A 22514-nucleotide genomic window follows, 5' to 3' on the forward strand; every position below is an offset into this window, starting at 1 on the left:
GTGGTGGCAAGACGCCTTGCTGCCCCCGGCCGCCGCCGGGGCGCGGCGGTGCGCACTTAACGAAGGAGGCACCCATGTCACAGGCCGACGAGCAGACCGATCAGCTCACCTTCCAGGACCCGGTCACCCGGTTCCCGGAGATCACCCCGCCCAAGCAGGACCAGCCCGAGCCGGGCCTCGACCGCGACCTCGAGCCGCAGACCGACCGCGGCGAGGACAGCTACCGCGGCACCGGCCGCCTCAAGGGCCGCCGCGCGCTCATCACCGGTGCGGACTCCGGGATCGGCGCCGCCGTCGCGATCGCCTTCGGCCGGGAGGGCGCGGACGTCGCGCTCAACTACCTGCCCGACGAGGAGGACGACGCCCAGCACGTGCGCGACGTCATCGAGGCCTCGGGCGCCCGGGCGTTCCTGTTCCCCGGCGACCTCTCCGATGAGGCCTTCGCCGCGGACCTCGTCGGCCATGCGGCCGAGGCGCTGGGCGGCCTGGACGCCGTGGTGAACAACGCGGGCCGCCAGATCGCGGTCGAGGACATCGCGGACCTGAGCGATGAGCAGTGGTCGAAGACGTACCAGACGAACGTCCACGCGATGTTCACGATCTCGAAGGCGGCGGCGGCCATCATGCCCGCGGGCTCCACGATCGTGAACTCGACGTCGGTCCAGGCCTACACCCCGTCCCCGCACCTCATCGACTACGCGTCGACGAAGGCGGCCATCAACGCGTTCAGCAAGGGCCTGGCCCAGCAGCTCGCGCCGCGCGGGATCCGCGTGAACGCCGTGGCACCCGGCCCCATCTGGACGCCGCTGCAGGTCTCCGACGGCCAGCCGAAGGACGCCCTGCCGGAGTTCGGCAAGAGCACGCCGCTGGGCCGCGCGGGCCAGCCCACCGAGCTCGCCCCCGCCTACGTGTTCCTCACGTCGCCGGAGTCGAGCTACGTGGTCGGCGAGACGCTCAGCGTGACCGGCGGGCAGCCCACTCCGTGAGACGGGCCGCGAGGGCGGCCGGCGACGGCAGCATCGCGCCGCATCCGCTGCGCGTGCTGCTCGTCGCCGACCCCGGCGTGCCCACCGAGCGCGCCGAGGCGGTGGCCGAGCCGCTGGCCGAGGCGCTGAGCGAGGGCGGTCGGCACACCGTGGACGTGGCGATCGAGACCCGCCTCATCCTCCTCACCCCGGACCACGCGCTCGACCTCGCCACAGCCCGCGACCTCAACGCGCAGTATTCCGAGGCGCCCATCACCATCCTGCTCACGGAGATCCCCCGCCACGAGCGCGGCCACCCGCTCATCGCCGAGGTCTTCCCCGACGAGCAGGTGGGCGTCGTCTCCTGCCCCACGTTCGGGGCGCTCGCCACGAGGCGCCGCCTCACCCGGATCCTCGCCGCGTGCATCCAGCGCATTGAGTTGGGCTTCAAGGACGGCTCGGGCAACCCGGAGCCGCACTGGAGCCGGTGGGGCTACCGCGAGTCCGAGCGCAGCTACGCGCTCCACGCGCACACGTTCTTCGGCGGGCCCAGGCTCGTGACGGGCATGGTCGTGGCCAACGAGCCGTGGCGCTCCCTGCCCCGGCTGTCCGGCGTGCTCGCCGCGGCCGCCGCCGCCGGCGCCTTCGGCATCTTCTACAACTCGATCTGGATCATGGCGGACTACCTGCCCTGGCCGCGGCTGCTCGCGATCGCCGCGCTGGCCATGGTCGTCATGGTCGCCTGGCTCATGGCGAGCAACCGGCTGTGGGACCGCCCGGAGCGCGAGAGCCTCGCCTCCGTCGTCTTCTACTACAACGTCTCCACGGTCATCACGCTGCTCGTGTGCGTGCTCGCGCTCTTCGCGGCGCTCGGCGCGCTCATCCTGGGCGGCTCGCTCGTCGTCATCGACGTGCGCTACATGGCCGACATCCTGGGCCACCCGGCAGGGTTCATGAACTACCTGCGGATCGCCGTGCTCAGCGCCTCGATGGGACTCATCGCCGGCGCGCTGGGCGCGAGCTTCGACTCCGATGCCGACATCCGCCGGCTCACCCACGGCCAGCGCGAGCGGCTGCGCGTCCAGCAGGAGGACGCGGCCAAGGACGAAGCGGCCGCGGCGGAGGGCGCCGAGGCCGCCTCCTAGCTCAGCCGTCCTGCCGGGCGAACTGGGTCTCGTAGAGCTGCGCGTAGCGCCCGCCGGCGACCAGCAGCCGCGCGTGCGGGCCCCGCTCGACGATCGCGCCGTGCTCGATGACGAGGATCTCGTCCGCGCTGCGCACCGTGGACAGCCGGTGGGCGATGACGAGCGCGGTGCTGTGCTCCATGACGTGGGCGAGCGCGTCCTGGACGGCGGCCTCGTTCGTCGAGTCGAGGGCGCTGGTGGCCTCGTCGAGGACGACCACCGGGGGCGCGGCCAGCAGCATCCGCGCGATCGTCAGGCGCTGGCGCTCCCCGCCGGACAGCCGGTAGCCGCGCTCGCCGATGACGGTGTCGAGCCCATCGGGCAGCTCGGCCAGCACCTCGCCCAGCCGGGCGGCCTCCACCGCCGCGCGCAGCTGCTCGTCCGTGGCCGCGGGCGCTGCGAGCAGCAGGTTCTCCCGGATGGACTCGTGGAACAGGTGGCCGTCCTGGCTCACCATGCCCACCGCGGCGCGCAGGTCGGCAAACGACAGCTCGCGCACGTCGACCCCGCCCACGCTCACGGCCCCCGCGGTGACGTCGTGCAGCCGCGGCAGCAGGGAGGCGAGCGTGGACTTCCCGGCCCCGGAGGAGCCCACGAGGGCCACCGTGTGCCCGGCGGGGATGTCGAACGAGATGCCGTGGAGGACCTCCTCGCCGGCGCGGGGATCGAGCGCCTCGACGTCTTCGAGGCTGGCCAGGGAGACCTCGCTGGCCGACGGGTAGGCGAACCGGACGCCGTCGTAGCGCACGGCCAGCGGGCCGGCCGGCAGCGGCCGGGGCGCCTCGGGCTCCCGGATGGCCGGGCGCAGGTCGAGGATCTCGAAGACGCGCTCGAAGCTCACGATCGCGCTCGTGATGTCCATCCGCGCATTCGCGAGCATGGTCAGCGGCGTGTAGACCCGGGTGAGGAGCATGGCCAGCGCCACGACGCGCCCGGCGTCGAGGTGGCCGAGGACCGCCTGCGCGCCGCCCAGGCCGTAGACGAGCGCGAGCGCCAGGGCGGAGACGAGGGTGAGGGCCGTGACGAAGGCCGCCTGCAGCATCGCGGTGCGCACCCCGATGTCGCGCACGCGCCCGGCCCGCAGCGCGAACTCCGCCGATTCGCGCGCGGGGCTGCCGAAGAGCTTGATGAGGATCGCACCGCCGGCGGAGAACCGCTCGGTCATGCGCGTCGACATCGCGGCGTTGAGGTCCGCCGTCTCGAACTGGAGGCGGGCCAGCCGGCCGGCCAGCAGACGGGTGGGCAGGACGAAGATCGGCACGAGCAGCAGCGCGAGGGCGGTGACCTGCCACGAGATCGTCACCATCACCACGAGTGTGAGCACGACGGAGATGAGGTTCGTGACGACGCCGGAGAGAGTGTTGGAGAATGCCCGCTGGGCGCCCATCACGTCCGAGTTCAGCCGGGAGACGAGCGCCCCGGTGCGGGTGCGGCTGAAGAAGGCCGCGGGCATCCGCTGCACGTGGTCGAACACCGCGGTCCGCAGGTCGAAGATGATGCCCTCGCCGATCCCGGCGGACAGGCGCCGGTTGGCGAGCGTGAGCGCGGCATCGGCGAGCGCGAGGCCGGCCATGAGCGCGGCGAGCGCGACGATCGCGGAGATCGGGCCGGACCCGGTGATGAGGTTGACCACCCGCCCCGCGAGCGTGGGGGTGAGGACGCCGAGCACCGAGGCGAGCGCGGAGAGCGCGAGGAAGGCCGTCAGCGCGGCCCGGTGGGGCCGGGCGAACCCGGCGATGCGCCGCAGGGTCGCCCGCGTGATGCGCGCGGGGGCGTCGCCGGCGGTCCGGCGCGAGCTCGTGGCGCGGTACATCGCCGCCTGCGGCGAGGGTGTCGACATGGGGCTCCTGGGGCGGTGGGCTGCGTGGGCGGTGGGCTGCGGACCCACCTACAACCCGCCGGGCGCGCGGTCCATTCCCGCAGGCCGCCCTGCCGGCCGCGCCTCAGAGCTTGCGCAGCTGGATCCGGCGCACCGTGTGATCGGGGGACTTCGAGAGGATGAGATCGGCGCGCCCGCGGCTGGGCGCGACGTTCTGGGCGAGGTTGGGCGCGTTGATCGAGTCCCAGATCTCCCCGGCAAGGGCGCGGGCGTCGGCGGTGTCGAGCTTGCTGAAGCGGTGGAAGTAGGAGTCCGGCTGGGAGAACGCGCTGTGCTGGAGGCTGAGGAAGCGCTCGATGTACCAGTTGCGGATGTCGTGGGGCTTCGCGTCGACGTAGACGGAGAAGTCGAAGTAGTCGCTCACGCTCACGCCCATTCGCCCGTCCGAGCGCGGCCGGGCCGGCTGGAGGACGTTGAGGCCCTCGACGATGAGCACCTCCGGGGCGCGCACCGTGACCTCGGCGCCGGGCACGATGTCGTACGTGTGGTGGGAGTAGACGGGGGCGCGGGCCTCGGGGGCGCCGGACTTCACGGCCGCGAGGAAGCGCAGCAGCGAGCGCCGGTCGTAGGACTCGGGGAAGCCCTTGCGGTTGGCGATCCCGCGCCGCTCGAGCTCCGCGTTGGGGAAGAGGAAGCCGTCGGTCGTGATGAGCTCGACGTGCGGGGTGTCCGGCCAGCGGGCGAGCATCTCGCGCAGCACGCGCGCGGTCGTCGACTTGCCCACGGCCACGGAGCCGGCCACGCCGATGACGAACGGCGTGCGGTTGGGCACGGGATCGCGGCCGTCGGCGTGCAGCGGAGCGAGGAACTCGCGGGTGATGTCGTGCTTGAGCTCGCGCGCGGAGACGTAGAGGTTGAGCAGGCGCGAGAGCGGCAGGTAGATCGACGAAACCTCGCCCTCGTCGATGCGCTCGCCCAGGCCGCGCAGCCGCTCGATGTCCGGGGCGGTCAGCGGCAGCGGCATCGTCTCGGCCAGCTGCGACCACGAGGTGCGGTCGAAGCTCCAGTAGGGGGACAGGGAGTCCGCATCGGCCGCGCGCCGGGTGGGCCGCAGGCCCACGAGGCGCCGGGCGGGCTCGAGGTCCACGTGGTGGTGGGGAGCGGGGGCGGCATCCGAGTCGGTCGGCATGCCCCGATTGTCTCATGCGCGCGTCTCAGGCGGCGGTCGGGCGCGTGTCACGTGACGGACGCCCAACGTTTGCCTGCGGTTCAGCCGGCCGTCAGCCCCGCCTTCGCGGCAGGGCCTAGCGTGCGAGCATGACGACCGCCCGCGAGCTTGCGCACACGCTCGCCGCCGAGGTCGCACAGCTGCCCGGCGGGGCGCGCATCGACAGCGAGCACGCGCTCATGCGCCGGTTCGGAGTGGGCCGCAGCGTCGTGCGCGCGGCCGTCGCGGAGCTCGAGGCCCGCTTCCTCGTGCGCCGGGTCCAGGGCAGCGGCACCTACGCGCTGCGCCGGATCGACCTCGTGCTCGCCCACGGCGCCGTCCCGAGCTTCCACGGCCTCATCGAGTCCGCCGGGGCGAGCCTGCGCACCCGGCTGAGCGCCACCGCCATCGAGCCCCTGCCCGCGCCCGTCGCCGACGTCCTGGGCGCACCCGAGGCGGCCCCGGCCCGCCGGCTGCTGCGCACCGGTGAGATCGACGGGCTGCGCGCCGTGCTCATCGACGAGTGGGTCACCCCGGGCATCGCCGCCGATGTCGATGCGGGCCTGGGCGTCATCGAGTCCGTCTGCGAGATCCTCGCCGCCTACGGCTCGCGCCCGGAGTGCGCGCTCACCCGCGCGAGCGTCGAGCAGCCCAGTGCGCTGGCCGCCGAGCACCTGGGCCTCGACGCGGCCGCACCCGTGTGGAGCGTCGAGACCCACACCGTCGACGCCGCCAGCGGCTCACCGCTGCTGGTCTCCCGGGCCTGGCTGCGCCTGGACAGCGTGCGCATCGTCATGGAGCTCGCCCGCGCCTGAGCGGGTTCGCCCAGGCTTCACCTCACCGCGCCCGCCATTCACCCGGCGGCCGTCGCGGGCTCACCTCCATCGGCCACGCTCGGCCGGGCGCGTGCCGCGCCGCCGCGGGCCCCGCCCGCCTTCCAGCCCGCATCACCGAAGGGCTCACCCATGCGCACCCCCGCCGCCGCACTCTCCGCACTCTCCGCCGTCTCCCTGTTCGCCCTCGCCGCCTGCGGCCCCTCGGCCGCCCAGGGCTCGAGCGGCTCGGGCGACTCCGACCCGGACACCCTCGTCTTCACCGCGATCCCCTCGGAGGAGTCCCAGAGCCTGTCCCAGCAGTTCAAGATCGTCATCTCCGAGATCGAGAAGGCCACCGGCAAGAAGGTCCAGGTGCAGTCGGCGACGGACTACGCCGGCGTCATCGAGGCCCAGCGCGCGGGCAAGGTCCAGCTGGCCAACTACGGCCCGCTGTCCTACGTCGCCGCCTACGATTCCGGGGTGGGCCTCGACATCCTGGGCGGCCAGATCACGGAGAAGGACGGCAAGCCCGGCTACAACTCGTTCGGCGTCGTGCCCGCCGATTCGCCGATCAAGAGCCTGGACGACCTCAAGGGCAAGAAGGTCTGCTTCGTCGACCCGACCTCCACCTCGGGCTACCTCTACCCGTCCGCGGCCCTGCAGAAGGCCGGGATCGACCCCAAGAAGGACGTCAGCCCCATCATGGCCGGAGGCCACGACTCCTCGGCGCTGTCCGTGGCGAAGGGCAGCTGCGATGCGGGCTTCGCCGAGGACGCGGTCGTCAATGGCAGCCTCATCAAGTCCGGCCAGCTGAAGAAGGGCCAGCTGCGCGAGATCTGGAAGTCCGAGCTCATCCCGGCGACCCCCGTCGCGGCCTCGGACTCGCTGAGCCAGGACCTGCGTGACAAGCTCAAGCAGGTCTTCACCCAGACGCTGAACAAGGACGCGCTCGTCAAGGCCGGCACGTGCACGTCGGCCAAGGACTGCGAGCTGCCCGAGGACTCGTGGGGCTACGTGCCGCTCGAGGACTCCGCGTACGACTCGGTGCGCAAGGTCTGCGAGGCCACCAAGGCCGATTCGTGCGTGAAGGGCTGATGACGATGACCGCCACGCTGCCCGACCCCACGCGCTCCGGTTCCACGGCCTCCGAACCCACCGCCTCCGATCCCACGGCACCGGCCCTCGCCGTGGAGCCCGCCATCGCCTTCGACGGCGTGGTCAAGGAGTTCCGCCGCGGCCAGCGCGCCCTCGACGACGTCACCGCGACGTTCGCCACCGGGCGGATCACCGTGCTGCTGGGCCTCTCCGGCTCAGGCAAGTCCACCCTCCTGCGCCACATCAACGGCCTGCACCAGCCCACCGCCGGGCACGTGCGCACCCTCGACACCCAGGTGGAGCGCGCCGGCACGCATGCGCTGCGGGCCCTGCGCCGGGACGTGGCGATGGTCTTCCAGCACTTCAACCTCGTGGGCTCGATGACGGTGCTGGAGAACGTGTGCACCGGCCGGCTCGGCTCGCTGGCCGGGCCCCGGATGGGCCTGTTCATGTACCCCCGCGCCGTGCGCGCCGAGGCGATGGAGCAGCTGGCCCGCGTGGGCCTGGCCGACAGGGCCTTCCAGCGCGCCGACACGCTCTCCGGCGGCCAGCAGCAGCGCGTCGCGATCGCCCGCGCGCTTATCCAGGAGCCCAAGATCCTGCTGGCCGATGAGCCCGTCGCCTCACTCGACCCCGTCTCCGCGGCCTCCGTCATCGACCTGCTGGGCCGGATCTCACGCGAATCGGACCTCACCGTGGTCTGCAGCCTCCACCAGGTGGAGATCGCCCTCGACTTCTCCGACCGGATCGTCGGCCTGCAGGCGGGCCGGGTCGTCCTCGACCAGGAGACCGCGGGGCTGAGCCAGGAGGACGCGTACGCGATCTACGACCGCGTCGCCCACCCCGAGGCCCTTGCCGCCGCCGCGGCGGGCGAACCGCTCGCCGTGCAGGAGGCCTGAGGTGTCCGCACCCGCCGTCGCGACCCTCGACGCCCACCGCGGCCCGGAGGGCGAGGGACCGCGCTTCGCCCCGCCCAGGCGGCCGCTGCCGGCGCCGCGCACGCTCGCCGCGGCAGCCGTCCTCGCCGCGCTGTTCGCCGCGTCCGTGTGGTCGCTCATTTCGCTGCGGATCAACGTGGCCACGGTCATCGACTCCGTGTCCAACGCCGCGAAGTTCCTCGCCCGGATATTCCCGCTGGACTTCCCGAGCCTGGGCGAGATCGTCTCGATGACCGGGCTCACGCTCGCCATCGTCTTCCTCGCCACCCTCCTGGCGGTCATCCTCGGCCTGCCGGTCGCCGTGCTCGCGGCCACGAACACGGCCCCGAACCGCGCGACCCGGCTGGCCCCGCGCGTGCTCATCGTCATCGCCCGCGCGATCCCGGACCTCGTGCTCGCGATCGTGTTCTTCCGCATCTTCGGCCTGGGCGCCCTGCCGGGCATCCTCGCAATGGGGCTGCACTCGGTGGGCATGGTCGGCAAGCTCTACGCGGATGCCATCGAGTCGATCGACGAGGGACCCGTCGAGGCCGTGCGCGCCGCCGGCGGCGGCCGCGTCCAGCAGGTCGTCACCGCGGTCATCCCGCAGGTCATGCCCCAGATCATCGCCACCGGTCTGCACCGCTTCGACATCAACCTGCGCACCTCGGTGATCCTGGGCTACGTGGGCGTCGTGGGCATCGGCAAGGAGCTCTCCGACGCGATGCGCACCATGCAGTACGACCGCGGCATGGCCTGGGCGCTCATCGTGCTCATCCTGTGCGTGGGCATTGAGCTGCTCTCCGGCGCGCTGCGGGCCCGCCTGCTGCGCAGCCCCGGCGCCGCCCAGCAGGGCCTCTACGGGTTCGTCATGCGCCGGATGCCCGGCGCCGCGGCCGCGCAGAGCGCCCCCGCGCTGCCCGGCGACGAGGTTCAGCGCACCCCGGACGGCGCCGTGCGGGTGTCGCCGGGCTGGTCGGCCGACCGGATCCGCCGCCTCCTCACGCTCGTCGTCGTGCTCGCCATCGTCGCCGCCTCGGGCGCGGCCACCCAGCTCGATCCGGTGGCCGCGCTCGCCTCGCTTGCGAACCTCCCGCAGACGCTCGCGATGTTCTTCCCGCCCAGCTCCGGGGGCATCCTGCCGGAACTCGGCGCGGCGATGGTCACGACCCTGCAGATCGGCCTGGCCGCCACCCTGCTGGGCGGGATCCTGTCCGTGCCGATCGGGGTGCTCGCGGCGGCGAACGTGGCGCCCAGCCGCGGGGTCGCGGCGGCCTTCCGCGCCATCATCGTGGGCGTGCGCGCGATCCCGGACCTCATCCTCGCGATCATCTTCATCGTCATCACGGGGCTGGGGCCGGTGGCCGGCACGTTCGCGCTGGCAATCGGCAGCATCGGGCTGCTGTCCAAGCTCATCGCGGACCCGCTCGAGGAGACCGACTACGGCGTGCAGGAGGCCGTCCGGATGAACGGGGCCACCCGCGTGCAGGTCTTCTTCGCGGCCACCGTGCGCCAGGCCATGCCGGCGCTCGTCGCGCACGTGCTCTACCAGCTCGACACGAACATCCGCTCGGCCACGCTGCTGGGCATCGTGGGCGCCGGCGGGATCGGCTTCTACCTGCTCAACTCCGCCCGGGTCATGCAGTTCGACGTCGTGACGTTCATCATCTGCCTCATCCTCGCCACGGTCCTGCTCGTCGAGGGCCTGTCGGTCTGGACCCGCTCCGTCATCCGCTGAGCCGGGTCGGGATCCAGCAACCGCGCCCGAGGTGCGGGCCGAGTGGGACTCGGCCCGCACCTCGGGCGCGGTGTCAGTGCAGGAGTGCGTCAGCTCACTGGCCGAACGCGGCGGGGTCGGGGCCCATGCGCTCGTCGGTGCTCAGGCCGTCGATGGCCGCGAGGTCGTCCGGGGTCAGCTCGAAGTCGAAGACCTCGAAGTTCTCCGCGATGCGCGCGGGCGTCGTGGACTTGGGGATGACGATGCGGCCCTCCTGGAGGTGCCAGCGGATGACGACCTGGCCGGGGGTCTTGCCCAGCCGCTGCGCGATCTGCTCGACCGTGGGGTTCTCGAGGTCCTTGCCCTGGCCCAGCGGCGACCAGGCCTGCGTGGCGATGCCCATGTCCTGGTCGAAGCGGACGAGGGCCTCGTTGCCGAACGTGGGGTGCACCTCGATCTGGTTGACCGACGGGGTGACCTGGGAGAGGTCCGTGATCTCGCGGATGTTGTCCGCGAGGAAGTTCGACACGCCGATCGAGCGGACGAGCCCGTCCTCCTGGGCCTGAATCATGGCGCGCCAGGCATCCGGGCGCTGGGTGGAGCCGGCCACCGGCCAGTGGATGAGGTAGAGGTCCACCCGGTCGAGGCCGAGCTTCTCGAGGCTCTCCTCGAGGGCCGCGCGCGCATCGCCGTGGCGGTCGTTCCACAGCTTCGTCGTGACCCACAGGTCCTCGCGGGCGATGCCCGATTCGCGGATGGCCCGCCCGACGCCCGCCTCGTTGCCGTAGGCGGCGGCGGTGTCGATGTGCCGGTAGCCCGTCTGCAGGGCCGTGGCGACGGCGCTCACCGCGTCGTCGTCGGCGACCTGCCAGGTGCCGAAGCCCAGCTGGGGGATGTGCGTGCCGTCGTTGAGTTCGATGGTGGGGACTGCCATGGTGCTCCCTTCGAAGGCGGGCGGGGCGTGCGCATTGCCGGCACCGTCCCGGTGGCCCGGGTCCTCCCCTCTTCCTATCAGGTGAGCCTGGGCCGCGGGTGAGGATGTCCCCGCCGCCGGGGCTGTGGACATCCCTGTGGATGACGTGCGTCACGCCCGCTCTGCCCGCCCCCGGGGCGCGGGACGCGATCCCCTACAATTGCGCCCATGTGCGGAATCGTCGGATATGTCTCCTCCCTGTCCCCTGACGCCGCGGGGCACTCTGCCCTCGACGTCGTCCTCGCCGGCCTGCGCCGGCTCGAATACCGCGGCTACGACTCCTCGGGGGTCGCCCTCGTGAGCGAGGACGGCGAACTGGCCAGCGCCAAGAAGAGCGGCAAGCTGCAGAACCTCCTCGACGAGATCGAGGCGCACCCGCTGCCGGAGGCCATGACCGGCATCGGCCACACGCGCTGGGCCACGCACGGCGGGCCGACGGATGCCAACGCCCACCCGCACCTCGCCGACGGCGGGAAGCTCGGACTCATCCACAACGGGATCATCGAGAACTTCGCCGAGCTGAAGGAAGCGCTGCTGGCCGACGGCGTCGCGTTCGCCTCGGAGACGGACACGGAGGTCGCCGCCCACCAGGTGGCGAAGAACTACCGGGCCACCGGCGACCTCACCGAGGCCATGCGCCTGACCGCGGGCCAGCTCGAGGGCGCGTTCACGCTGCTCGCCGTCCACGCCGACGAGCCGGGCAAGGTCGTGGCCTCGCGACGGAACTCGCCGCTCGTCATCGGGCTGGGGGAGGACGAGAACTTCCTGGGCTCCGATGTCGCGGCGTTCATCGACTACACGCGCAGGGCCGTCGAGATCGGCCAGGACGAGATCGTCACGATCACCCCGGACGAGGTCGCCATCATCGACGCCGACGGCAACCCGGTGCAGGGCACGCCCTTCGAGGTCGACTGGGACCCGGCGACCGCGGAGAAGGGCGGCTTCGCCTCGTTCATGGACAAGGAGATCCACGACCAGCCGCAGGCCGTCGCGGACACGCTCCTGGGCCGCTTCGACCTGGAGGGCCGCCTCACCCTCGACGACATGCGCATCGACGAATCGCTGCTCAAGTCGATCGACAAGATCGTCGTCATCGCCTGCGGCACCGCCGCCTACGCCGGGCAGGTCGCCCGCTACGCGATCGAGCACTGGTGCCGCATCCCCACGGAGGTCGAGCTCGCCCACGAGTTCCGCTACCGCGACCCGGTCGTGAACGAGAAGACGCTCATCGTCGCCATCTCGCAGTCCGGCGAGACGATGGACACGCTCATGGCCGTGCGCCACGCCCGCGAGCAGGGCGCCAAGGTCATCGCGATCTGCAACACCTACGGCTCGTCGATCCCGCGCGAATCGGACGCCGTGCTCTACACCCACGCCGGTCCGGAGATCGCCGTCGCCTCGACGAAGGCGTTCCTCTCCCAGATCGTCGCCTGCTACCTGCTGGGCCTCTACCTCGCCCAGCTGCGCGGCAACAAGTACCGCGACGAGATCGAGACGGTCATCCGCGAGCTGCAGGAGATCCCCGCGAAGATCCAGCGCCTGCTCGACGAGGACAAGCAGCAGGTCGTCGACCTCGCCGCGAAGTACAAGGACACGCAGTCCGTGCTGTTCCTGGGCCGCCACGTGGGCTACCCCGTGGCCATGGAGGGCGCGCTCAAGCTCAAGGAGCTCGCCTACATCCACGCGGAGGGCTTCGCCGCCGGCGAGCTCAAGCACGGGCCCATCGCGCTCATCGACGAGGGGCAGATGGTCTTCATCATCGTGCCCTCGAAGAACGGGCGCGACTCGCTGCACGCGAAGGTCGTCTCGAACATCCAGGAGGTCCGGGCGCGCGGGGCGAACACGATCGTCATCGCCGAAGAGGGCGACGAGGAGGTCCGACAGTACGCCTCCGAGGTCATCTTCGTGCCGCAGACGGCCACGCTGCTCGCGCCGCTGCTGGCCACCGTCCCGCTCCAGGTCTTCGCGATGGAGCTCGCAACGGACAAGGGCCTCGACGTCGACCAGCCGCGCAACCTCGCGAAGTCCGTCACCGTCGAGTGACGCGGACTTCGAAGCGGGCGCGGGCGCTGGCGTGAGCGGGGCGCGGGCATGAGCATCATCGGGATCGGGATCGACATCGCCGATGTCGACCGCTTCGCCGAGCACATCGAGCGCGTCCCGGAGCTGCTCGACCGGCTGCTGACGCCGGCCGAGCAGCTGCGCAGGAACGGCCGCCGCCGGTCCGCGGAGTCGCTGGCCGCGCGGTTCTCCGCGAAGGAGGCGCTCGTCAAGGCGCTGCAGCTGCCGCAGATCATCCCGTGGCACGAGGCCGAGATCGTCTCCGCCTTCTCCGGAGCGCCGAGCTTCCGGCTCACCGGCTGGGTCCTCGAGCACTTCCGCGCGCGCGGCGCGCAGACCGCCCACCTGTCCATCAGCCACGACGGCGGCCGCACGGTCACCTACGTCATCGTCGAGGGCGACGGCGCGCCGCTGCCGCCCCCGGTCGACCAGCCGGCGCCGCTGCTGCCCGGCTCGCCCGAGGCGCTCGCCGAGCTCGAGGCCTTCCGCGCCCGCGCGCGGGCCGGCCGGGAGGCGCGGCGGGCCGAGCGCGCCGCCGCCCGCGGGCAGGGGTAGGCCGGCCCGGGCCAGCGACTACGCTTAGTCCCCATGAGCCTTCCCAGCGCCCAGGACGCTGCCGCCCTGCTGCCGCGGCTGCAGACCATCCGCCGCGATATCCACGCCCACCCGGAGGTCGGCCTCGACCTGCCCGGCACGCAGGCGCGCATCGAGGCGGCGCTGTCCGGCCTCGAGGTCGAGGTGCACCGGGGCGCGGGGCTGTCCTCGCTCACGGTCGTGCTGCGCGGCGGCCGCCGGGACCCCGAGCGCCCCGTGGCCGTGCTGCTGCGCGGGGACATGGACGGCCTGCCGGTCACGGAGGCCACCGGCTTCGAGTTCGCCGCGACGAACGGCAACATGCACGCCTGCGGCCACGACCTGCACGTCACGGGCCTCATCGGCGCCGTCCACCTCCTCCATGCGGCGCGCGCGGAGCTGGCCGGCGATGTCGTCTTCATGTTCCAGCCCGGCGAGGAGGGCTTCGACGGAGCCGGGAAGATGCTCGCCGAGGGCGTCCTCGAGGCCGCCGGCAGCCCCGTCATCGCGGCCTACGGCGTCCACGTCTCCGCCGATCAGGCGCTCGGCCACGCGTATTCGCGCCCCGGCCCGCTCATGGCCGCGTTCTCGAAGATGGCCGTCACGGTGCGCGGGCGCGGCGGCCACGCGGCCCGCCCGGCCCAGGCGCTCGACCCCATCCAGGCGGGCGCCGCGGTCGTCGGCCAGCTTCAGGAGTACGTGAGCCGCCGCTTCGAGGCCTTCGACCCCGTCGTCGTCACGGTGGGCGAGTTCCACGCGGGCACCGCCGCCAACGTCATCCCCGATGAGGCCTTCCTCAACGTCGGCATCCGCACCTTCACGCAGGAGACCACGGAGCGCGCGGTGGTGGAGCTGCCCCGCCTGGTCCGCGCGATCGTCACCGGCCACGGCCTGGACGCGGACATCGACTGCGAGACGGTGCTGCCGCCCACGGTCAACGACGGCGCGGAGGCGGAGTTCTACCTCGAGACCTTCGCTGACCTCTACGGCGCGCAGCGCACCCACCGGATGGAGCACCCGCGCACCGGCTCGGAGGACTTCTCCCGCGTCCTCATGGCCGTGCCCGGTGCCTACGGCCACATCGGCGCCGCCTTCGAATCCGAGCCGGAGGCCGCGGCCGCCCACGAGGTCAACCACTCGCCGCGCGCCCGCCACAGCGACGAGGCCCTGGGCGACCAGGCCCGCTTCCTCGCCCACCTGGCTGCCCGCCGGCTCGAGCGCGCGGCGCGCGAGGAAGCGCGCGCTGCGCCCGGGGATGTGCGGCCGGAGGGGGAGCGGGCATGAGACTGGGCTACACCGCCGCGGACGTCCGGGCCGCCGAGGAACCGCTGCTCGCCGCCGGCGCACCGCTCATGGCGCGGGCCGCCGCGGGCCTGGCCGCAGTGTGCCGCCGGGAGCTCGTGGCGGCGCACGGCCGCGTCGCCGGGGCCCGCATCGCCGTGCTCGCCGGGGCGGGCAACAACGGCGGCGACGCGCTCTTCGCCGCGGCGGCGCTGGCCGCGCGGGGGGCAGCGGTCACCGTCATCGAGGCGTTGGGCCGCCCGCACGCAGACGGTCTCGCCGCCGTCCGTGCCGCCGGGGCGCAAGCGGCGGATACCGGCGCCGCGCGCGCGGCGCTCGCCGACGCGGACCTCGTGCTCGACGGGATCCTGGGCACCGGCGCTCGCACCGGCCTCCCGGCCCCGCTGGCGGACCTCCTGCGCGAATGGCAGACCGACACCGGCGCCCGCGGTGTGCTCGGACGCACCCAGCTCACGATCGCCGTCGACGTCCCCACGGGTGTCGACGCCACCACGGGCGAGCGCGGCGAGGTGTGGGTCGAGGCGGACACCACGGTGACGTTCGGTGCGCTCAAGTCCGGCCTGCTGCTGCCGGGGGGCGCCGATGCGGCGGGCCGCGTGGAGCTCGTCGACATCGGCCTCGACATGGGCGACGCCCAGCCGCGCGTCCAGGCCCTCGACGAGGACGACATCGCACCGCTGTTCCCCTTCCCCCGCCGCGGGGACCACAAGTACACCCGCGGCGTGCTGGGCCTCGTGGCCGGCTCGGACGCCTACCCGGGCGCCGCGGCCCTGGCCGGGGTGGCCGCGATCGCCACCGGCGTGGGCATGCTGCGCCTCGTGGGCCCGCGGCGCGTGGCCGATGCGGTCCTCGCCATCACGCCCGAGGCGGTGGCGGGCCGTGGCCGCGTCCAGGCCTGGGCTCTGGGCTCGGGGGCCCCCGCAGAGGACGAGATGCGCGCCTCCCTCGCGGACGCCCGCGAGTCCGGGCTGCCCGTCGCCCTTGACGCCGGCGCGCTCGCGCTCGTCGAGGGGCCCCTCGGCCACCCCGCCGTGCTCACCCCCCACGCCGGCGAGCTCGCCGAACTGCTCGGCCGGCTTGAGCCCGGCGATGCGCCCGACCGCGCCGCCATCGAGGCCGACCCGGTCGCCGCCGCCACCGCCGCCGCCCGGGCGACGGGGGCCGTCGTGCTCCTCAAGGGCCCGCGCACCGTCATCGCCCGGCCCGACGGCTCGCTCGTCGCGCCGGCCCCCGGTCCCGCGGCGCTCGCGACCGCCGGCACCGGCGATGTGCTCCTGGGCGTCCTCGGCGCGCTGCTCGCCACGACCGCCGAGCACGAACCGGTGCCGGACCTCGCCCTGGTGGCGGGCCTGGCCGTGCTCCTCCACAGCGCGGCCGGGCACGCGACCACCCACGCCTCCGGCCTGCCCGCGGCGCTCGAGGCGCGCATCGTCGCCCTGCGCGAGTCGGAGGCGGGCAGGTGAGCGCCCCCTCGGCATCGCCCGACCCCTCGGTGCCGAACCCTCCGTCGGCCCCGAGCATTCCGTCGGCGCTGAGCGCGCGCATCGACGCTGGGGCACTGGCCCACAACATCGCGGCCATCGCGGCGCGCATCGCCCCCTGCCGCCTCATGTGCATCGTCAAGGCCGACGCCTACGGCCACGGGCTGGGCGCCGTCGTGCCCGCCGCACTGGCCGCGGGGATCCGCGAGTTCGGCGTGGCCACCCCCGCCGAGGCGCTGGCCGTGCGCGCGCTGCTCGCCCAGGCCGGCGCCCCGGAGCCGGGCGCCGGCACCCGCATCCTGTGCTGGCTCTACGACGAGACCGCCGACCTCGCGCCGCTCGTGGCCGAGGGCATCGAGGTGGGCCTGCCCAATCCCGGCAGCCTCGCCCGGCTGGAGGCCGCGGCCCGGACCGCCGGGCGGCCCGCGCTCGCCCACGTCAAGCTCGACACGGGCCTGGGCCGCAGCGGCCTCACCGCCGCGCAGCTGGGCGCGCTGCTGCCCGCGCTGGCCGGTGCGCAGGGCGTGCGGATCGTAGGCGTCATGACCCACTTCGCCTGCGCGGATGAGGTGGGCCACCCGGCCAACGCCGAGCAGCTCGCGGCGTTCGGCGCCGGCGTGGAGTCCCTGCGCGGCCTGCTGCGCGCCCACCCCGAGCGGGGCAGCGCCGATGAGCTCCTCGTCCACTGCGCGAACTCACCGGCCGCGCTGTCCATGGCGCCCGTGCCCGGTGACCTGGCGCGCGTGGGCCTGAGCCTCTACGGCCTCAGCCCGTTCGCCGACCGAACGGGTGCCGACCTGGGCCTGCGCCCGGCCATGGAGCTGCGCTCGAGCGTGCTCACCGTCAAGGTGGTGCCCGCCGGCCACGGCGCCTCGTACGGGCTGCTCTACCGGGCCCCCCGGGACACCCGCTTCGCCCTCATCGCCGGCGGCTATGCCGACGGGATCCCGCGCGCGGCCTCGGGCAGTGCGCAGGTCACCATCCGCGGGCGCCGCTTCCCCGTCGTGGGGCGCATCGCCATGGACCAGATGATCGCGGACATCGGCCCCGCCGACGCCCCGGACGCCCTGCCGATCGCGCCCGGCGACACAGTCATCGTCATGGGCGACGGCACCACGGGCCCCAGCGCGGAGGAGTGGGGCGCATGGTCGGGGTCGATCAACTACGAGATCGTCACCCGGGTGGGCCCGCGCGCCGACCGGGTGACGGTGGGCCGGCCGCCCGAGGACCCGGCAGCGCCCGCGCCCGCAGCCGTCCAAGCTGCCCCCGCCTCGGCGGAGCTCGCGATCGCCGACCTCGACGCGATGGGCCGCTTCGGCAAGCGCCTGGCCGGGCTCCTGCGCGCCGGTGACGTGCTCATCCTCACCGGTGACCTGGGGGCCGGCAAGACGACGCTCACGCAGTCGATCGCCGCCGGGCTGGGGGTGCGCGGGCGCGTGTCCTCGCCCACGTTCGTCATCGCCCGCGAGCACGCCCCCACCGGGGCCGGCCCCGGCCTCGTCCACGTCGACGCCTACCGGCTGGGGTCTGCCGCCGAGCTCGACGACCTGGGCCTCGAGGACGCGCTCGCGGACTCCGCCGCCGTCATCGAATGGGGCGCGGGGCTGGCCGAGCAGCTCTCCGCCGAGCGCCTCGAGGTCTCCATCAGTGCGGATCCCGCCACCGAGGATCGCACGATCGCCCTCACCCCGCACGGCACATGGGGCGAGCGGCTGCGCGCGGCGGGCCTGGGCGCGGCGGACCGGGACAGCGCGGACCGCGCCGGGGACGGGCAGGGGGCCCGGCCGTGATCATCACCGCCCTCGACACCTCCGGCGCCGCGAGCGCCGCCGTCCTCGACGGCGAGGCGGTCCTCGCCGAGCGCACCGACTACGCCGCCCGCCGCCACGCCGAATCGCTGGGGCCGGCCCTGCGCGAGCTCGCCGCGCTCGCCCCCGCCCCGGACGCGGTCGTGGTGGGCGTGGGTCCCGGGCCCTTCACCGGCCTGCGCGCGGGGATCGCCGCGGGCATCGGCTTCGGCCTGGGCGCGGGCGCCCCGGTCTCCGGCGTCGCCAGCCACGCCGCGCTCGCGCTGCGCTGGTATGCCGCCCACCCCGGCGGGCACGAGCTCGTCGTCGCCACCGATGCGCGGCGGCGCGAGGTCTACGCGACCCGGTTCGCGGGCCTCGACGCGGCCGGAGTGCCCATCGCCACCGCCGGGCCCGAGGTGTGGGCCCCGGCCGCACTGGCCGAGCGCCTCGCCGCCGCGCCGGGGGAGGAGCCCGTGCGTCTGGGCCGCGGGTTCGCCCTCTACGCCGCCGCCCTGGGCGCGCCGGTCAGCGACGATCCCGCGCTCCTCGAGCCCAGCGCCGCGGACCTGGGCCGCGTGGCCGCGCGCCTGCTGGCCGCCGGCCGCCCCCTGCTCGACCCCGTGCCCCTCTACCTGCGCGAGCCCGACGCCGCGCCGCTGCGCCGGCCGTGACGCACCGGTGCATGCGGTGGTTCGACATCGCACCGGTGGCCGCCGTGGACGCGCGCGCCTTCGGCCCCGATGCGTGGACCGAGGAGTTCTACTGGTCCCAGCTCGCCACCCCCGGCGCCGAATTCCTCGTCGACCGCGCAGACAATGCGGAGCCCAGCCCCAAGGCGGACAGCGGGGGCGGCGGCATCGCCGGATTCGCCGGCCTCTTCGTCTCCGGTCCCCAGGCGGACATCCTCACGATCGGCGTGGAGCCCGCGCTGCAGGGCCGGGGGCTGGGCGGGGCGCTGCTCGACGCGCTGCTCGCGCGCGCCGGGGAGCTCGGCTGCAGCGCCGTCCACCTGGAGGTCCGCGCGGACAACGCGGCGGCGCTCGCCCTCTACGCGGCGCGCGGCTTCGAGCCCGTGGGCACCCGGCCCGGCTACTACCGCGGCGCCGATGCCGTCCTCATGCGCGCCCTGCTGCCCGCCCGGTCCCGGGGAGCGGAGGCCCGCTGAGGCCCGTTGGTACGCTGAGGCCATGCCGTACGCCGATTCCGCCCCCGTCAATGCGACCGTCACCGGCTGGGAGCACGGCACCGACCTCGTCATCGACACCCGGGTGGACACCGACCCGCAGCGCATCTGGTCCTACGTCGCCGATCCGCAGCGCTGCGCGCGCTGGTTCGCCCCCTGGCGCCGGGCCGATGAGGACACGGTCGAGCTCGAGCTCGACGACGAGGTGCTGGTCGCCCACATCCTCGCCTGCGAGCCGGACTCCCACGTCCTCTTCGACACCGCCCGCCTGGGCCGCCTGGGCCTCACGCTCACCCCGGTTGCCGACCCGCAGCCCGGCGGGCCGGCCGAGACGCGGATCGCGCTGGCCCACACGTTCCCCTCCGTCCACGATGCCGCGGACGCGATCGCGCAGGTGGGCCCCGTGTGGGAGACGCACCTGCGCATGCTCTGCGACGCCCTCGGCCAGCCCCGCGCGGACATCTCCGAGGGCGAGCTCTACGCCCGCTACGCCCGGCTGGCCGCCGACGGCCTGCCCGAGGACGAGGCGGAGGCCGGCCCGGACGAGGGCTGGCAGCAGGAGGCGTTCCTATGAGCCCGGGCGGGGCCGCGGCCGGCCCGCTCGTGCTCGGCATCGAGTCCTCCTGCGATGAGACCGGCGTGGGGATCGTGCGCGGCACGCAGCTGCTCGCCAACACCGTGGCGACGTCGATGGACGAGCACGTGCGCTACGGCGGCGTGGTCCCCGAGGTCGCCAGCCGCGCCCACGTGCAGGCGATCGGCCCGGCGATCCGCGAGGCGCTCGCGACCGCCGGGGTGGGCCTGGACGACCTCGATGCGATCGCCGTCACCGCGGGACCCGGCCTGTCCGGGGCCCTGCTCGTGGGCGTGAGCGCCGCGAAGGGCCTCGCCGCCGCGACCGGGAAGCAGCTCTACGGGCTCAACCACCTGGCGGCCCACGTCGCGGTCGACCTCGTGGCCCCGGACGCTCCGGGCCTCGAGCTGCCCACGATCGCCCTGCTGGTCTCCGGCGGGCACACGGAGATCCTGCGCATCGACGACATCGTCGACGGGATCGAGCTGCTGGGCTCGACGATCGACGACGCCGCCGGCGAGGCGTTCGACAAGACCGCCCGCCTGCTCGGCCTCGACTACCCCGGCGGTCCGAACATCTCGAAGGCCGCCGCGGGCGCCTTCGACCCCGAGGGCCGGCCCGGGGACCCCCACGCCGTGTCGTTTCCCCGCGGGCTCATGACCGGCAAGGACCTGCGCCGGCCGGAGCGGCGCTACGCATTCTCCTTCTCCGGGCTCAAGACCGCGGCGCTGCGGTTCACGACGGCCGACGGCGGGCGCACCCGGCAGGCCGATGTGGCCGCGAGCTTCGAGCAGGCCGTCGTGGACGTGCTCGTCGCCAAGACGATGCTCGCCGTCGAGGACACCGGCATCGACCGGGTGCTCCTGGGCGGCGGCGTGGCCGCGAACGCGCGGCTGCGCGAGACACTGGGCCAGGCCTGCGCCGCCGCCGGGGTGGCGCTGCGGGTCCCGCCGCTTTCCCTGTGCACGGACAACGGCGCCATGATCGCCGCGCTGGGGGCGGAGGTCGTGCGCCGCGGCCTGCCGCCCTCGGACCCCGGCTTCGGCGTGACCTCCTCCCTGGAAGCGAGTGATGTGCGTGTCTGATGACCCCGCACCCGATGGCCCCGCACCCGATGACCGCGCTCACGGCGCCCACCGAGCCGGCGCCGGCCGGCCGGCCCGCCCCTCGGCGGAGGAGCTGAAGAAGCGCCGCCGCCCGGGCGACGGCTGGATCGAGACCCCCCAGGGGAAGTTCTGGGGCCTGTACGGCGCGGCCGGGCTGCTGCTCCACGACCCCGAGCGCGGCGTGCTGCTCCAGCACCGCGTCGAGTGGTCGGCCCACGGCGGCACGTGGGGCATCCCCGGCGGTGCGAAGGACCCGGACGAGACGGCCGAGCAGGGCGCCCTGCGCGAATCCCGCGAGGAGGCCGGCGTGCCCGCAGCGGAGGCGGACATCGACATCCTCGACACCCACGTCGTCGACAAGGACGGGTGGAGCTACACGACGGTCATCGCGCGCACGCGCGGCCGACTCGAGGAGTCCATCAGCGACGCCGAGAGCCTCGAGCTCGCCTGGGTGCCGCTCGACCGGGTCGAGGACTACGAGCTCCACCCCGGCTTCGCCGCCGCGTGGCCCGCGCTGCGCGCCGTGCTCGAGCGCGGCTGAGCCGCACGGCGGGCCCGGCCGAGGGCGCTCAGCCGCCCAGCGGGCGGCCTGCGGAGAACTCGTCGACGAGCAGCCGCGCGACCTCGGTGAGCGACTCGGTCTGCGCGAACCGCGCGCGCTGGCGCTGGTAGCTCGCGCCGATCGAGGCGAAGTCGTCCATCGCCGCGAGCTCGGCCTCGCAGCCCAGGCGCTGCGCGACGGGGGCCAGGCGGGCCACCTCGTCGGCGATGACCTCGGTGACGAGGCGCTCCTCGGCGGCGGCGTTCTCGATGATGATCGCGTCCATGCCGTAGCGCGCGGCGCGCCACTTGTTCTCCACGTGGAACCAGTTGGGCATCGTCGGCAGCGTCTCGCCGTGGTCCAGGCGCTCGGAGAGGTCGTCGACGACGCACTGGACGAACGCGGTGACCGCGGCGACCTCGGCGGAGGTGGGCAGGCCATCGCACACCCGCACCTCGATCGTGCCCCAGCCGGGGGAGGGGCGGATGTCCCAGCGGATCTCGTTGATCTCGTCGATGACGCCCGTGTGGCGCATATCGGAGACGTACTTCTCATACTCCGACCAGTTCGAGAACTGGAACGGCAGGCCGGCCGTGGGCAGCTGCTGGAACATCATGGCCCGGTTCGACGCGTAGTGGGTGTCCGTGGCCGACCAGAAGGGCGAGGAGGCGCTGACCGCCTGCAGGTGCGGGACGTAGCGCAGCAGGGAGTTGAGGATGGGCAGCACCTTCTCCCGCGAGTCGATGCCCACGTGCGTGTGGACGCCGAAGATGAGCATGTGCCGGCCCCACCACTGCGTGCGGTTGATGAGCTCCGCGTAGCGCTCCTTGTCCGTGACCTCCTGGTTCTGCCACTTGGCGAACGGGTGCGTGCCGGCGCTCATGGCGCGCAGGCCCTGGGCGCCGAGGACGCCGGACAGCTCCGCGATCGTCTCGTCGAGGTCGCCCACGGCGTCCGCGACGCGGGTGTGGACCCCGGAGACCACCTCGACGGTGTTCGTCAGCATCTCGCCCACGACGGCGCTCTTGGCCCGCGGGCTCTCGGCGAGCCGGTCGAGCACCTCGCCCGCGCGGGGCACGAGGTCGAGGGTCTGGGCGTCGACGAGGGCGAGCTCCCATTCGACGCCGAGCGTCGAACGGGGTGACTGAGCGAAGGTGACCATTGCGCCATCCTACGTGCGCGCCAGGTTGCCCTGCCGCGACCGCCCAGGT

Annotated in this window: 20 protein-coding genes; 16 read left to right on the forward strand and 4 right to left on the reverse strand. The window is 73.8% G+C overall.

Going from position 1 to position 22514, the window contains the following annotated elements; all coding sequences use genetic code 11:
* Positions 1-74 precede the first annotated feature (74 nt).
* The gene (locus tag BRM1_RS13195) at positions 75-986 is read left to right on the forward strand and encodes an SDR family oxidoreductase (protein ID WP_160953718.1); all 912 of its coding nucleotides are present in this window, start codon (positions 75-77) and stop codon (positions 984-986) included.
* The gene (locus tag BRM1_RS13200; RefSeq protein WP_268526539.1) at positions 983-2110 is read left to right on the forward strand and encodes a hypothetical protein; all 1128 of its coding nucleotides are present in this window, start codon (positions 983-985) and stop codon (positions 2108-2110) included. The genes BRM1_RS13195 and BRM1_RS13200 overlap by 4 nt, the downstream gene beginning before the upstream one ends.
* 1 nt (position 2111) lies before the next feature.
* Here BRM1_RS13200 and BRM1_RS13205 read toward each other — a convergent pair whose 3' ends face one another.
* Positions 2112-3989: an ABC transporter ATP-binding protein gene (locus BRM1_RS13205; RefSeq protein ID WP_268526541.1), complete on the reverse strand. Its 1878-nt coding sequence runs from the start codon at positions 3987-3989 to the stop codon at positions 2112-2114.
* Positions 3990-4092: 103 nt separating this feature from the next.
* Positions 4093-5157: a type I pantothenate kinase gene (gene coaA, locus BRM1_RS13210; protein WP_268526543.1), complete on the reverse strand. Its 1065-nt coding sequence runs from the start codon at positions 5155-5157 to the stop codon at positions 4093-4095.
* Between the two features lie 128 nt (positions 5158-5285).
* Here coaA and BRM1_RS13215 point away from each other — a divergent pair, with 128 nt between their 5' ends.
* From BRM1_RS13215 to phnE, 4 genes are all read left to right on the forward strand, one after another.
* Positions 5286-5990, forward strand: coding sequence for a GntR family transcriptional regulator (locus BRM1_RS13215; protein ID WP_160953715.1), 705 nt, complete (start codon positions 5286-5288; stop codon positions 5988-5990).
* Between the two features lie 150 nt (positions 5991-6140).
* Positions 6141-7085 carry a phosphate/phosphite/phosphonate ABC transporter substrate-binding protein gene (locus BRM1_RS13220; RefSeq protein ID WP_268526545.1) on the forward strand — a complete coding sequence of 315 codons (945 nt, stop codon included), beginning with the start codon at positions 6141-6143 and terminating at the stop codon, positions 7083-7085.
* Positions 7085-7984, forward strand: a complete 900-nt coding sequence (gene phnC, locus BRM1_RS13225; protein WP_268526547.1) for a phosphonate ABC transporter ATP-binding protein — start codon at positions 7085-7087, stop codon at positions 7982-7984. The genes BRM1_RS13220 and phnC overlap by 1 nt, the downstream gene beginning before the upstream one ends.
* Before the next feature lies 1 nt (position 7985).
* Positions 7986-9740 carry a phosphonate ABC transporter, permease protein PhnE gene (gene phnE / locus BRM1_RS13230; protein WP_268526548.1) on the forward strand — a complete coding sequence of 585 codons (1755 nt, stop codon included), beginning with the start codon at positions 7986-7988 and terminating at the stop codon, positions 9738-9740.
* Between the two features lie 94 nt (positions 9741-9834).
* Here phnE and BRM1_RS13235 read toward each other — a convergent pair whose 3' ends face one another.
* The gene (locus BRM1_RS13235) at positions 9835-10653 is read right to left on the reverse strand and encodes an aldo/keto reductase (RefSeq protein ID WP_268526550.1); all 819 of its coding nucleotides are present in this window, start codon (positions 10651-10653) and stop codon (positions 9835-9837) included.
* Between the two features lie 207 nt (positions 10654-10860).
* Between BRM1_RS13235 and glmS the strand changes: the two genes are divergently transcribed.
* From glmS to BRM1_RS13285, 10 genes are read left to right on the forward strand one after another with little or no spacing between them, the layout of a single operon-like run.
* On the forward strand, positions 10861-12735 hold the full coding sequence (gene glmS / locus BRM1_RS13240) for a glutamine--fructose-6-phosphate transaminase (isomerizing) (RefSeq protein ID WP_268526552.1): 1875 nt from the start codon (positions 10861-10863) through the stop codon (positions 12733-12735).
* 48 nt (positions 12736-12783) lie between these two features.
* A complete protein-coding gene (locus BRM1_RS13245; RefSeq protein ID WP_268526554.1) occupies positions 12784-13308 on the forward strand; it encodes a holo-ACP synthase in 525 nt (174 codons plus the stop codon).
* A 33-nt stretch (positions 13309-13341) separates the two neighbouring features.
* Positions 13342-14610 carry a M20 metallopeptidase family protein gene (locus BRM1_RS13250; protein ID WP_268526556.1) on the forward strand — a complete coding sequence of 423 codons (1269 nt, stop codon included), beginning with the start codon at positions 13342-13344 and terminating at the stop codon, positions 14608-14610.
* Complete coding sequence (locus tag BRM1_RS13255) at positions 14607-16091, forward strand: NAD(P)H-hydrate epimerase (RefSeq protein WP_268526558.1); 1485 nt, start codon at positions 14607-14609, stop codon at positions 16089-16091. The genes BRM1_RS13250 and BRM1_RS13255 overlap by 4 nt, the downstream gene beginning before the upstream one ends.
* Positions 16088-17899 (forward strand): alanine racemase, encoded by a 1812-nt coding sequence (gene alr, locus BRM1_RS13260; RefSeq protein ID WP_268526560.1) that lies wholly within the window; start codon positions 16088-16090, stop codon positions 17897-17899. The genes BRM1_RS13255 and alr overlap by 4 nt, the downstream gene beginning before the upstream one ends.
* Positions 17896-18570, forward strand: a complete 675-nt coding sequence (gene tsaB, locus BRM1_RS13265) for a tRNA (adenosine(37)-N6)-threonylcarbamoyltransferase complex dimerization subunit type 1 TsaB (RefSeq protein ID WP_268526562.1) — start codon at positions 17896-17898, stop codon at positions 18568-18570. The genes alr and tsaB overlap by 4 nt, the downstream gene beginning before the upstream one ends.
* Before the next feature lie 11 nt (positions 18571-18581).
* Positions 18582-19064 (forward strand): GNAT family N-acetyltransferase, encoded by a 483-nt coding sequence (locus tag BRM1_RS13270; RefSeq protein ID WP_202410726.1) that lies wholly within the window; start codon positions 18582-18584, stop codon positions 19062-19064.
* A 22-nt stretch (positions 19065-19086) separates the two neighbouring features.
* Positions 19087-19656, forward strand: coding sequence for a hypothetical protein (locus BRM1_RS13275; RefSeq protein ID WP_268526565.1), 570 nt, complete (start codon positions 19087-19089; stop codon positions 19654-19656).
* A complete protein-coding gene (gene tsaD, locus BRM1_RS13280) occupies positions 19653-20741 on the forward strand; it encodes a tRNA (adenosine(37)-N6)-threonylcarbamoyltransferase complex transferase subunit TsaD (protein ID WP_160952133.1) in 1089 nt (362 codons plus the stop codon). Before BRM1_RS13275 ends, tsaD begins: the two co-directional genes overlap by 4 nt.
* The gene (locus tag BRM1_RS13285; protein WP_160952134.1) at positions 20728-21303 is read left to right on the forward strand and encodes an NUDIX domain-containing protein; all 576 of its coding nucleotides are present in this window, start codon (positions 20728-20730) and stop codon (positions 21301-21303) included. The genes tsaD and BRM1_RS13285 overlap by 14 nt, the downstream gene beginning before the upstream one ends.
* A gap of 28 nt (positions 21304-21331) precedes the next feature.
* On the opposite strand, the gene BRM1_RS13290 is transcribed toward BRM1_RS13285, so the two are convergent.
* The gene (locus BRM1_RS13290; RefSeq protein WP_160952135.1) at positions 21332-22465 is read right to left on the reverse strand and encodes a glutamate--cysteine ligase; all 1134 of its coding nucleotides are present in this window, start codon (positions 22463-22465) and stop codon (positions 21332-21334) included.
* Positions 22466-22514: the final 49 nt, after the last annotated feature.

It is taken from the genome of Brevibacterium sp. BRM-1 (assembly GCF_026802075.1).
GTDB classification, from domain to species: domain Bacteria; phylum Actinomycetota; class Actinomycetes; order Actinomycetales; family Brevibacteriaceae; genus Brevibacterium; species Brevibacterium rongguiense.

What these genes read in the sequence shown, in the direction of transcription:
- BRM1_RS13195 (WP_160953718.1), top strand. Translation starts at nt 75, where the DNA reads ATGTCACAGGCCGACGAGCAGACCGATCAGCTCACCTTCCAGGACCCG.
- BRM1_RS13205 (WP_268526541.1), bottom strand. Translation starts at nt 3,989, where the DNA reads ATGTCGACACCCTCGCCGCAGGCGGCGATGTACCGCGCCACGAGCTCG.
- coaA (WP_268526543.1), bottom strand. Translation starts at nt 5,157, where the DNA reads ATGCCGACCGACTCGGATGCCGCCCCCGCTCCCCACCACCACGTGGAC.
- BRM1_RS13215 (WP_160953715.1), top strand. Translation starts at nt 5,286, where the DNA reads ATGACGACCGCCCGCGAGCTTGCGCACACGCTCGCCGCCGAGGTCGCA.
- BRM1_RS13220 (WP_268526545.1), top strand. Translation starts at nt 6,141, where the DNA reads ATGCGCACCCCCGCCGCCGCACTCTCCGCACTCTCCGCCGTCTCCCTG.
- phnC (WP_268526547.1), top strand. Translation starts at nt 7,085, where the DNA reads ATGACGATGACCGCCACGCTGCCCGACCCCACGCGCTCCGGTTCCACG.
- BRM1_RS13235 (WP_268526550.1), bottom strand. Translation starts at nt 10,653, where the DNA reads ATGGCAGTCCCCACCATCGAACTCAACGACGGCACGCACATCCCCCAG.
- glmS (WP_268526552.1), top strand. Translation starts at nt 10,861, where the DNA reads ATGTGCGGAATCGTCGGATATGTCTCCTCCCTGTCCCCTGACGCCGCG.
- BRM1_RS13245 (WP_268526554.1), top strand. Translation starts at nt 12,784, where the DNA reads ATGAGCATCATCGGGATCGGGATCGACATCGCCGATGTCGACCGCTTC.
- BRM1_RS13250 (WP_268526556.1), top strand. Translation starts at nt 13,342, where the DNA reads ATGAGCCTTCCCAGCGCCCAGGACGCTGCCGCCCTGCTGCCGCGGCTG.
- BRM1_RS13255 (WP_268526558.1), top strand. Translation starts at nt 14,607, where the DNA reads ATGAGACTGGGCTACACCGCCGCGGACGTCCGGGCCGCCGAGGAACCG.
- BRM1_RS13270 (WP_202410726.1), top strand. Translation starts at nt 18,582, where the DNA reads ATGCGGTGGTTCGACATCGCACCGGTGGCCGCCGTGGACGCGCGCGCC.
- BRM1_RS13275 (WP_268526565.1), top strand. Translation starts at nt 19,087, where the DNA reads ATGCCGTACGCCGATTCCGCCCCCGTCAATGCGACCGTCACCGGCTGG.
- tsaD (WP_160952133.1), top strand. Translation starts at nt 19,653, where the DNA reads ATGAGCCCGGGCGGGGCCGCGGCCGGCCCGCTCGTGCTCGGCATCGAG.
- BRM1_RS13285 (WP_160952134.1), top strand. Translation starts at nt 20,728, where the DNA reads ATGTGCGTGTCTGATGACCCCGCACCCGATGGCCCCGCACCCGATGAC.
- BRM1_RS13290 (WP_160952135.1), bottom strand. Translation starts at nt 22,465, where the DNA reads ATGGTCACCTTCGCTCAGTCACCCCGTTCGACGCTCGGCGTCGAATGG.